General features: G+C 46.3%; 6 protein-coding genes. All 6 read left to right on the top strand.

What is annotated here, in order from left to right:
• Positions 1 to 525, top strand: a 525-nt coding sequence (locus GQF01_RS26495) for an RICIN domain-containing protein (RefSeq protein WP_202556732.1), incomplete at its 5' end; no start/stop codon positions are given.
• Between the two features lie 238 nt (positions 526 to 763).
• Positions 764 to 1,582, top strand: a complete 819-nt coding sequence (locus GQF01_RS26490; RefSeq protein WP_161409974.1) for an MBL fold metallo-hydrolase — start codon at positions 764 to 766, stop codon at positions 1,580 to 1,582.
• 28 nt (positions 1,583 to 1,610) lie between these two features.
• On the top strand, positions 1,611 to 4,370 hold the full coding sequence (galA, locus tag GQF01_RS26485) for a beta-galactosidase GalA (protein WP_328803545.1): 2,760 nt from the start codon (positions 1,611 to 1,613) through the stop codon (positions 4,368 to 4,370).
• Positions 4,371 to 4,857: 487 nt separating this feature from the next.
• On the top strand, positions 4,858 to 7,221 hold the full coding sequence (locus GQF01_RS26480; RefSeq protein WP_161409972.1) for an RICIN domain-containing protein: 2,364 nt from the start codon (positions 4,858 to 4,860) through the stop codon (positions 7,219 to 7,221).
• Positions 7,222 to 7,312: 91 nt separating this feature from the next.
• Positions 7,313 to 9,550: an alpha-L-fucosidase gene (locus GQF01_RS26475; RefSeq protein WP_161409971.1), complete on the top strand. Its 2,238-nt coding sequence runs from the start codon at positions 7,313 to 7,315 to the stop codon at positions 9,548 to 9,550.
• Between the two features lie 206 nt (positions 9,551 to 9,756).
• Positions 9,757 to 12,364 (top strand): glycosyl hydrolase family 95 catalytic domain-containing protein (locus tag GQF01_RS26470; protein ID WP_161409970.1); only part of this gene is annotated, 2,608 nt, incomplete at its 3' end.

Raw genomic sequence — 12,364 nt, 5'->3', positions numbered from 1 at the left:
ACTGGCGCCACGGGAGTGAAGAATGTATACCTCGTATACAAAGGAACTGGCGGTCCGCTCTTTCATCTAAACTGGTTCCAATTTAGCCAGTCTGCTATGGTTGGAGGCGTGTATAAACTCATTAATGCAGGAAGCGGTAACCCTGCCATGGACGTGAAAGGAAATGCAACCGCGAACGGGACACCAGTCATTGTGTCACCAGATAATGGCGCTGCAAGCGAGCAATGGAATGTTAGCGACAATGGCGATGGCACGTTCAGGCTCCTTGGTGTTCAAAGCGGCAAAGCGTTGGATGTATCTGGAGCCAATACGGTGGATAACTCCTATACCATTATATGGCCTTATGACGGCTCACCGAACAAAAGGTGGAAATTTAACGCTAATGCGGATGGCACCTACTCCATTGTTGGTGTCCAAAGCAACAAACCGTTAGATACGCTTCTAAGCGGCACGGAATATAAGGTGGTTATTAAGACGGCGAACGGTGCGGCAAGTCAGAAGTGGAGACTGGTCAAATTGCAGTAATAATCTTGGTTTGATTATAAGGGTGCCCCTTGTGGCACCCCTTTGTTATGTAATGATTAGCTTGAATTTTCGCAAAGTGCTTATTTGTGAAGAATTTATTGATGGTTTTTATAGAAATCGCTTTTTTTTGATGTTTACATGAAAAAACAGATGAAATATGTTGGGACAAGGAGGTGCGACGATTTGATCTATAAAATAAGCAACATCCCCAAAGTACTAAGGAGTGTGAAAGGCAACGATGAAAATTCATTTTCTTGGGACAGCTGCGTCTGAAGGTTTTCCGAACGTATTTTGCAGTTGTGAGGCGTGCCTCGTTGCTCGAAAGCTTGGTGGGAAAAACATTCGTACGAGAGCTTCCGTAATCGTCGACGATACGTTGAAGTTCGATTATTCTGCGGATTCACAAATGCAGGCTCTTCGCGATCAAATAGACATGGGTCGGATGGAGCATTTGCTTGTGACCCATACGCATTACGATCATTTTTATCCGGGAGATTTGACAAGCCGAATCGAAGGCTTTGCTCATGGGATTGAGCACCCGCTCTGGATCCATGGCAACGATCTTGTTATGTACCACGCCCGGCAGGCTCTCGGGAAATTCGAAGGTGCCCGAATTCGATTTAATCGAATGAAACCTTTTCAGAAGACAGCTGTGGGATCGGCATGGGTTACGCCACTTCCTGCTGATCACGACCCAATGGAAACATGTCTGCTGTACTTCGTGGAGAAAGATGGAAAAACCCTGCTCTATGGCAATGATACGGGATGGTTTCCAGAAGACACTTGGGCATGGCTTAGAGGCAAGAAGGTCGATATGGCGATACTTGACTGCACGCATGAAAAGACAGGAATACAACAGAAGAGCTACCATATGAACGCGGATACGATCCTGGAAGTACACGATATATTCGTTAAGGAGCGAATCCTTAATGAGGCTGGGCGAATCTATGTCACACACTTCACCCATAATTCCGCACTTTTGCATGAAGATTGGGAATGTATATTTGAACCTTATGGGATTTGTGTAGCTTATGACGGGCTTACTGTTCACTGCTAGTATAGCCTAGAGGAAAGGAATGAATGATGTGCGTCAACGATTGAGCATGGATAAGGACTGGCTGTTTCATCTAGGTGAAGTTAATGTTCCAGTCAATAAATCGCATAACAGCATTTATGGCAAGGCCAAAGCGGGAGGCGTCGTTGGACCCGCTGGCATGGAGTGGAACGATGCGACTTGGCAGACCGTGCAGCTTCCGCATGATTGGTCGTATCAACAGCCATTCGACCGGGAAAATGGTGTGCCCAATTTCGGTTTTAAGCCGCGTGGCATTGGCTGGTATCGTAAGAAATTCAGATTGGCTGCTGAAGATCAGGGAAAGCATCTGATGCTGGAGTTCGACGGCATCGCAACCGGAGCTTCGGTTTATTTGAACGGAAGCTTATTAGAAAGAAACTTTAGCGCGTATACCAGTTTTACAGTAGATATCTCAGATCGGGCTTATTACGGTGATCGTCCCAACGTACTCGCCATCCGCGTAGATGCTACTGAAGCTGAGGGGTGGTGGTACGAGGGGGCAGGTATTTATCGTCATGTCTGGTTAACGACAACAATGCCGCTGCACATTGCAGAGCGAGGAGTCTGGGTCAGACCGGAGAAAATCAATGATAGAATCTGGCAGACGCATATCGAAACGATCGTCAGCAATGACATGGAGCACGATTTGAGCTTTACGTTAACGACTTATATTCAAAATGAAAAGAATGAAGTGGTTCAGAAAGCCAGCATCGAGAGTAGCTGTGCCGCAGGCAGCAAAAATACGATCGTTCAGCAGTTGGACGTGTCTAACCCTGCTTTATGGGATATTGATACGCCTCATCTTTATCAAGTGAATTCGGTTCTGACGATAGATAGACAGCATTACGACACTGTGGTGACTTCTTTTGGCTACCGAACGATTCGTATTTGTCCCGATCAAGGGTTCTTTCTGAATGAGCAGCCTTTGAAATTAAAGGGAACATGCAACCATCAAGATCATGCCGGTGTTGGCGTAGCACTTCCTGACGTGCTGCAGGAATACCGGATCAGGCGACTTAAGGAGATGGGCAGCAACGCCTATCGTGCGGCGCATCACAATCCGACACCCGAACTGCTGGACATATGCGATCGTTTGGGCATGCTTGTGATGGATGAAAACCGCAATTTTGAGTCTTCCAGAGAAGGTCTGCTGCAACTTGAAAATATGGTCACCCGCGACCGCAATCACCCCTGTGTGGTTTTCTATAGTCTGTTTAATGAAGAGCTGCATCAAGGAACACCAGTTGGCCGCAGGATGGTTAAACGCATGATGCGGACAGTCAAGCGTTTGGATCCGACTCGTCCGATCCTTGGGGCTTTGAACGGTGGGGTGATGGAGGACGAGGGAACAGCAGATATTCTGGAGATCACAGGGTTCAATTATATGCATACGAGCTATGATAAATTTAAAGCGAAGCATCCAGCGCAGCCGATCATCGGTTCGGAGACCGTGAGCGCGTTTTCGACGCGTGGCAACTATGCGAATGATTCGATCAAGCAAGTATTTGACAGTTACGATCGAGAGAAGGCGCCGTGGGGAGCTACGGTGCGCGAAGCTTGGCAAGCTGTAGCTGCTCGTGATTTCGTTATGGGGACGTTTGTTTGGACGGGCTTTGATTATCGGGGAGAGCCGACACCCTATGAATGGCCCAGCATCAACACACATTTCGGCATTATGGATACCTGTGGCTTTCCCAAAGACGCGTACTATTTGTATCAAGCTTTTTGGCTCAATGAACCGATTCTCCATATGTTGCCGCATTGGAACTGGCGGGGTCGTGAAGGGCAGCCGATTAAGGTGATGACGCACACCAACTGCGAAGAAGTCAGTTTATATGTGAATGGCCAATTTATAAGTAGAGAGCATGTTGATCTATACAAGCAATTGGAGTGGGAAGTTCCTTATGAGCCAGGCATCGTTCGCATGGAAGGCTACAACAACGGTAAACTTGTGAAGGTAACGGAAGTTGTAACAACTGGAGAAACCACTTCACTCCGACTGGAAGCGCAGAAACCCTATCTCGATGGTGACGGGAAGGATGCCATTGTCATTAATATGTACGCGATCGATGCTCAGCAGCGCTTTGTTCCTACAGATAGCCGGTTTGTGACGTTCACACTGATTGGTTCTGGTAAAATACTGGGCGTTGGCAACGGTGATCCAAATTGTCACGAGCCCGATGCTGCCCAAGCAAGAAGTTTATTTGCCGGCTGCTGCCAACTCATTGTGCAGAGCATCCCCGGTTCTGACCCCATTGTGTTGCTCGCGGAAGCGGATGGCTTGGCACCAATGACGTGGGTTATTCCGGTGAAAGAAGCAGCCGAGCCCTCTCACATTGCTTCTGTCAAGGAAACCTATGTGAATGACTGGCATGTCACGCAGGAGCCTTACATCGTAAGGCCTGATCCCCTCATGATCATGGATCCGACAGATATGAACACATGGGAAAAGGTAGACGTCAGTTATGGTGCCTTGAATATGCTGAGAGGAATAAGAGGGTACGTTGTGTTTCGGAGTCAGTTGTTCTTGTCCAGTCAGATTAGGTCCAGCGCAAGCCTTCATTTTAATGAAATCCAAGGTGATGTTGAAATCTATGCGGATACGGAATTGTTATTGGCGGCATCGCTCGTTGAACCGACTTCATTGGAAATTCCGTTGCGAGAGGTTGACTTGAAAGGAAAGAAGGTGATTACGCTATCCGTGCTTGTTCATATAACGGAGCAGATGAGCAAACCAGGTATCAGCAGTTCGGTCTGTTTATTGGCTTAGAAAGATTCTCCAAGCATAATCTCTGCATACTCCGATAGTGATCCCCTTCAATTCTCCTGAAAACCCGGCTGCAGTAGCTTGGCTCCACGCCAAGCCCAGCTGCAATTATGACCACTGTAAAAACGAAGAAGGCTGCCAATGATAGCAAATTGGCAGCCTTTTCCTGTTGGTTTTTAATAGCAGCTTAAAATTTATCGAAAAAGTGCTTATTTATTAAGAATTTGCTGAAGGTTTTATAGAAATCTCTCGCTTTTGATGTTTACGCGAAATGACAGATGGACTATGTTGGGGCAGGGAGGTGATTGTAAGGGCTTACATTATGTGTCTAAATCCTATGCATCAGGTTACTTCTTAGAAGAATGAGGAGGTGAGGTTAAGAAGAAGGTAAAAAAAACAGAAGAACGAACCTCTCAATAAATCTTCTGCTCGGCTTGCTTGTAAATGCCAATTCATTCTCGTGTCATAATAGAAATGGAGGAAGTAATTTATGGCAGAAGTCAGGAAAAAGAAAAGTACCATGTTTGCAGCCAGTATTGCGGCAAGTTTGTTATGTACATTGGTTTCCTCACTGTTCGTGACAGCGAATCATGCGAGCGCCGCCACGGCTGGCATTATCTCTGGAGAGACCTACACGATTATTGCCAAATCAAGCGGCTTTGCCGTAGGCGTATCAGGAGCAAACAATACCTTGGAAGGCTCTTCGGTGATTCAAGGATCGGATGCCAGCATGGACGAAGCGAAATGGCAAATCACGAATCTGGATGGCAATTACTATAAAATTATCAACAAGAACAGCGGCAAAGCGTTAAGCGTTAAAAACGCTGCCATTTCGAATAATGCCACAGTTGTTCAAAATACGTACACATCCGGGAGTATGGCAAATGATGAGTGGTTGCTGACAGACGAGGGAGCAGGGTATTATCGGCTGATTAACCGAAACAGCGGGAAATCGCTTAATATTCCAGCGGCGAGTCAAATGGCTGGGACTGTGCTTAGTCAATTGGATATTGCACCTAGCGATACACAGAAATTTATGATCAAACAAGTGCCTGCTCCGACTTATAAATTTGTTGTCGCTCATTCAGGGATGGTGATGGATGTGGCGGGAAGCAGTTGGAGCGATGGCGCGCGGATTATTCAATATCCTTTTGTAGGCTCGCCTAATCAGCTATGGAACGTAGTTAAATTAGACGGAGGCTATGTCAAGATTATTAACCGAAGCAGCGGCAAATCGATTGCAGTTGAGGGGGGTTCTACGTCTGATGGAGCCAAAATTGTCCAAAAATCCTACACAGCAGGGGATACGGCTGATGATGAATGGCTGTTGGCTGACCTCGGCAGAGGCCTATATCAGGTCTTGAACCGTAATAGCGGAAAGGAGCTCCGTATACCGGGCGCATCGACAACGAGTGCAACCCAATTTATTCAGTCAACCGTAGATAACGGGAATAACTCCAATCTTCAAGTCATCTTGGTTCCCAATGGTGAAACAGGGATCACACTGCCTAATTTCTTCACGACTGATATGGTGCTGCAGCGCAACAATAACCATGTTATTTGGGGAAAAGGAGTTGCTGGAACAACACTTACCGTTAGCTTGACAAATGGAAGTTCCGTGTCACAACAAAACACAGTGGTTGACGCAGGCGGGAATTGGACGACTTCATTATCCCCGCTGCCTGCAGGAGGGCCATACACGCTTACCATTCAAGGGCGAGGCTATTCGAAGACGATTTCCAGCGTTTATGTGGGCGATGTATTCGTGCTTGCAGGGCAGTCCAACATGGAGTGGAGTTATACCAATTCCTTGTTTAAGTCATACATTCCCCCCCTTCCAACCAACCCAATGATTAAACACTTCCAGCTAGCTCAAATCGATGCCAGCGAAGCTCGTTTCAATGTGCCTTTTAGAGACAGCAGCAGCTCGTGGTTAAGCTTATCCGAGAATAATAACAAGAACTTTTCTCAAATAGGACTATTTTTTGCTGAACAAATGCTGCAAGCAAATCCAAATGTCCCCGTCGGGCTTATATCCACTGCCTGGGGCGGCACTGAAATAACGCGCTGGATTCGCAGCGCACCAGAGAACAACTCGCCGAATTACACGGCAAATAACGGAACTATTTATAATAACCATATAGCCCCGTTAACCAAGTATAATATAGCCGGTGTGTTGTGGTATCAAGGGGAGAGTGACTATCAGCAAGAGCGAGAAGCCATGTACAATGAGGCATTCCCTAAGTTAATTAATGATTGGCGGAACCAATGGAGCCAAGCATCCTTGCCCTTCTTCTACACGCAGTTGGCACGTCATAGCAGAGTGGATTTCATGGCTGTGCGTGAAGCTCAACGTCTTACGTTGAAGCGTATAACGAATCCATCTCAAATCGGGATGGTCGTTACGTTGGATACCGATTCCGGAATAACTACCGACGTTCATCCACCTGGCAAAGATATTATTGGAAAGCGAATGTCATTCATGGCAAAGAACATGATACTGGGCCAGTCCTCGGTTGTGTTCACAGGCCCGTTATTCAAGAACGCCACCGTAAACGGAAACAAAATGAGCGTTGAATTTGAAGCAAACTCACTCGGCGGCGGCCTCATAGTCAAGGACATATATGGACATACGAGCGGCGGCGCTCTGCGAGAATTCGAAATTGCGGGTTCGGACGGGATCTTTAAATCGGCTACAGCCGTAATCAATCTTTCAAACAATACCGTCGAAGTAACATCCGCTTCCGTTCCATCCCCAGTGTATGTGCGGTATGCGTACAGTAGAGTGCCACAAAATCCTAACCTGTTCAATCAGGCGGGACTTCCGGCCAGTCCGTTTACAACGAAGCATTAATGAAATAAGCCTATTAATCGTATGTCTAGCCAAGTTGTCAAAGTGTGTTGATTCGCAGCGAACGCAATTCTAATATAAGGGAGATGTATGGATGAAGCCATTTATGAAGGTATTGGCCGTATCAGCCTCAATTGTATTATCCTGCAGTTTACTCGCGCCATTCGGAGCTCATGCAGCAACCACTTATCAGCCTACATGGGAATCTGTGGATCAGCATAAGGCTGCCCCGGAATGGTTTCAAGATGCTAAGTTTGGCATTTACTATCATTGGGGTGTGTTCAGCGTCCCTGCCTTTGGAAGTGAATGGTATCCTCGCAATATGTACGTGCAAAATGGTAAAGAGTACAACCATCATGTTAGTGTGTATGGATCTCCTGCTACGTGGCCGTATCACAATTTTATAAATGGTGCACAGGATAAGAATGGAAATTGGGTGGAGTTCGCCCCCAAATTGAAATCAGCAGGAGGTCAATTTGATCCTAATGAGTGGGCGCAATTGTTCGTTGACGCGGGGGCCAAGTTTGCTGGTCCTGTTGCTGAACATCACGATGGTTATTCAATGTGGGATAGTTCTGTCAATGAATGGAATTCGGTGGATAAGGGACCCCACCTAGATCTCCTCGGAACCTTTGCAACTGCAATCCGCAGCAAGAATTTGAAGCTGTTGACAGCTCTGCATCATGCTTATAACAGTAACGGTTACTTTCAATACGCTCCTGCACAATCCGACCCAAGTTTGATGAAATTGTACGGTCAACTGCCGAAAACGCAGGAAGATCAACTGTGGTACGATAAACTGAAAGAAGTTATCGATAATTATCAGCCTGATATTGTTTGGCAGGATTTTGCCTTGACGAAGATTGATGAAGCAGAGCGGCTCAAGTTCTTATCGTACTACTATAACAAAGCGATTGATTGGGGCAAAGAGGTTGTCGCAACCTACAAAACCAGCGGCGGATTCAACTTGAAAGGTGAAGTTGTCGACTATGAAAGAGGAGGCCCAGCAGAGTTAACTTCTAATTACTGGTTAACGGACGACAGCGTCGGCGGTTGGAGCTATACGCCTGGCATGAGCTACTATTCAGCTCCTGCGTTGCTGCACTCACTCATCGATCGTGTAAGCAAAAATGGCAACTTGCTGCTTAATATTGCACCGATGGCAGACGGAACCATTCCACAAGAGCAAAAAAATATTTTGCTTGGGATGGGGGATTGGTTGAAAAGGTACGGAGAAAGCATTTACTCGACTCGTGCTTGGACGAAGTATGGCGAAGGTCCAACACAGCTTGGCGGAGCACTTCATTCAAAGCCCATTGTTGGGACGGAAACAGACATTCGTTTCACTCGAAACAAAAACAACAACACGTTATATGCCATCGTTCTGGGATGGCCAGGGAATGGCGCCAATTTGAACATAAGCACGCTTAATTCGAATCAGATTAATTTGAATTCGCTTTCAAGTGTGCAATTGCTTGGAGATACGGCCGGTACCTATGTGAATTTGCCAAACAGAGTACAAAATCAGGAAGGTTTGAAAATTACGATGCCGGCAAGCAAGCCATTCACTGCAAGCGCCTATGTGGTAAAACTAACGTTTACAGGGAATATTCCAGATTTGCATCAGGTGTCGGGTCCAACTTTTTACAAGCATACGCAATATATGGGAAATCAAATTCCTCTCTCTTTGGGCACCTATACCAAATTAAATTTGCAAGCAGCAAGAATTCCAGATAATAACATTTCCTCCATCAAGGTACCCTCTGGTTACAAGGTAACTGCCTACGCAGATGACAATTTCAGCGGGACTTCTTGGACCTTTGTAAGCAACAATAGCAATCTTATCAACTCTGGCAATAACGATATGATTACCTCGCTCAAAATATCTTTGGATTCTAACGCGTACTTCAAACTTGCGAATCGCACGACAGATTTGGTGCTCGATGGCGGAGGGAGTGTGGCTTCTGGTTGGAATGTGAGGGAAAATGTGTGGAACAGCAGTAATGATTCTCAATGGAAGTTCGTTGATCTCGGTACAGGATATTATCAAATTCTTAACCGGACAAACGGTCTGGCACTGGACGGTGCAAGTGCCGGGGCGACACCAGGCACGAATACGAAAGAAACAACGTGGGCAGGCAGCCAGAATCAACAGTGGCAATTGACGGATCTGGGAGACGGATTTTATAAAATTACGAATCGGGCTAATGGTTTAGTCCTAACGAGCAGTGGAAACTTTAAGGGGGAATTCACCCCTCCGGTGTATGTAAGCAGGCTTTCAAGTTGGGATGGGAGTACACATCAGCAGTGGAAGATTGTGAAAGCCAATTAAAGTGATGAGAGCTCAAGTTTATGTGAAAAATGCTTATATATAAAGAATCTACAGATGGTTTTATAGAAATCACCCTTTTTTGATGTTTACATGAAAAAATAGATGGAATAAGTTGAGGCAAGGAGGTGAATGTAAGGGCTTACACAAGTGGGGTGGATCGTTTATTTGCTTCAGGTTGCTTCAAAGAAAATCTAGGAGGAGATGTTATGAAGAAAGTAAAAGCAGGTTTAATAAGCGTAATGGTTAGTTCTCTTCTTGTAGCAAGCTTGATCTCAGTCGGGGCATCGAATCAAGCTCATGCTAATGTAGGGAGTACGACACTGCCTGTTCAGAAAACAGGCAATTGGGATGATTTGAAAATCAATTGGACAACGCCAGCCAGCGGGACAGATTTCACCGGAGCACCTGTCGGAAATGGTTTCTTTGGCGCCAAAGTTTCAGGAGGTGTTGCGACTGAAATTCTGCAACTCAATGACAAAACGTTTCATTCCGGCGAACCCTTCAACAATTATAATCCAAGCCGCAAAACAGCTCTAAATAGTGCAAGAAGCCTGCTGGCAGAAGCAGATACAGCAACAACAGTAACGTATCGCGAGCAGAAATTAAAACAAGCTGAAACGGCAGCCAAGGGGATGTGGGGATATGCGTATATGGCTAACTTTCTGCCCATCGGCAATATTGTCTTGGATGTCCCGAGTACGACGGGATATACGAATTACAATCGAGAACTTCATTTGGATAAAGCTGCTGTGACTACTACGTATAAAGTGGGTAACACGACTTATAAGCGCGAAGTATTTGCGAGCTACCCGGATCGTGTTATGGTTGTCCGTATGACCAATGACGGCGGACTGCCGATGAGTATGACGGCCAAGATGACATTGCCGAATGAAATGAACGGACATGGAACCGTCTCTTCATCGGGCAACGAGATCCAAATGACAGGAACAGCCCCTTACGCTTACTCTCAGTACCCAGCCACCCTGTGGGCAGACGGGAGAGGTATGACGTTCGATGCTCGTCTTCGTGCCAGAACGACAGGAGGAACGATCACAGCTACCGGAGGCAATTTGAACATCTCAGGCGCTTCGGTCATTGAACTCTTATATGCCGATGCGACAAGCTACAAGGATCCGTTTACGAATCCGAATCCAAGCCAAGGCGGCAACAATCCTACTCCAATCGTAACGGGGATTATGAACGCGGCGTTTGCCAAAACCTATGACCAGCTCCTGAGTGCCCACCAGATTGATTATCAGAGCTTGTTCCGCAGGTTATGGACGGAAGTGAACGGAAACACAGGCGATGCCAGAGCTAATGTGCTCTCCTATCAATATGCGCGTTATGTTTCCATTTGCACTTCCAGAGCGAATACATTTGACCGACCGCATAATCAGCAGGGAATGTGGAATTACATGTGGAGTCCTCGCTCCAATGGAGCGCATTACTTTAATGAAAATGTAGAGAAGATGTATGCATTGATTGAGACAGGGAATCTTGCTGAGAATGGAGATCCGCTGTGGAAGTATATTAAAAACTTGTCTATCAATGGGGCGAAAACTGCACAATCCGATTTCGGCTTTGACGGGTGGGTGGTACCGCATGCATCCGATGTGTGGGCAAAAACAGCACTTGGCGCCAATGATAATGAGTGGGCGATCTACCCAACTGGCGGCATGTGGCTCATGTTTAATGTATATGATCATTATCGGTTCACGCTGGACAAAACCTTTCTTCGTGACACGGCGTTTCCTCTCATGAAAGGTTCAGCGGAATTTGCTTTGGATTTACTTGTAGCAAATAAGGATGGTTATCTCGTGACATCACCTTCTACTTCTCCAGAAACGAAGTATGTATTGTCAGATGGAACAAAAATTGCCGTGAGCCAAGGCTCGACAATCGATATGACGGTCATACGGGAACTGTTTGAAAATGTCCTTGAAGCGGGGAGCATATTGGAAACAGATTCTCCTGCGGATGTTGATTTATTGAATCGTATTCGAACGGCTTTGCCAAAGCTGCTTCCTTATCAACTTGGAACTAGCGGTCAAATTAAAGAATGGAATAATGATTACGCGAACGTAGATCCAAGTCATCGCCATGCTTCCCATCTCATCGGCGTTGGTTTTCTGGATCAGATCACAAAGAGAGGCACGCCTGATTTATTTGCCGCTGCTAAAGTATCGCTAAACATGCGCGGTTCAGGCGGATATCACCCGGATAGCGGGTACATGTGGGCACGACTTAATGATGGGAATAAAGCCGCCGCCCTTGCAACCATTTATCCAAGAGATAGTTCGGTGAACGAATGGCAATTAAAAAACGCGTATTATCCAGAATTGTTTGTACAAAGTCATACCGGAGAAATTGAACTTCTTCCTTCTCTGCCCTCAGCCTGGACGAGTGGTGAAATAACGGGTGTGAAAGCGAGAGGCGGGTACGAACTCAGCATGAAATGGGCGAATGGGCAGCTTGTATCCGCTCAGATTGATTCCCCGAGCGGTACGGTTCCTGTGATCCGGTACGGCAATCAACTACTGAATCCATTTACGGATTCGCGGATTACATTCGTGCGCGGAAATAGTCAATCTGCATTCAACCAGATTGAAGCAGAGAACTATGACGGTCATTCAGGCATCCAACTTGAGAGCGCCTCAGATAAAGGCACAGGTTATGATCTAACCTCAATTGATAATAACGACTACACGGTTTACAACAATGTTGATTTCGGAAGTGGCGCAGCTTCATTCTCCGCCAGAGTTGCGGGCAATGGCCCCGGAGGTACCATCGAGATTCGTTTCGGGAGTCCTACAG

The sequence above is a fragment of the Paenibacillus silvestris genome (genome assembly GCF_009882985.1).
Classification (GTDB): domain Bacteria; phylum Bacillota; class Bacilli; order Paenibacillales; family NBRC-103111; genus Paenibacillus_E; species Paenibacillus_E silvestris.
The sequence above is the reverse complement of the archived record's forward strand: the minus strand, read 5'-3'. Positions and strand labels throughout refer to the sequence as shown.

Bases quoted from the DNA above. Each gene is read 5' to 3' on its own strand.
- GQF01_RS26490 (WP_161409974.1), top strand. From the start codon at position 764: ATGAAAATTCATTTTCTTGGGACAGCTGCGTCTGAAGGTTTTCCGAAC.
- GQF01_RS26480 (WP_161409972.1), top strand. From the start codon at position 4,858: ATGGCAGAAGTCAGGAAAAAGAAAAGTACCATGTTTGCAGCCAGTATT.
- GQF01_RS26475 (WP_161409971.1), top strand. From the start codon at position 7,313: ATGAAGCCATTTATGAAGGTATTGGCCGTATCAGCCTCAATTGTATTA.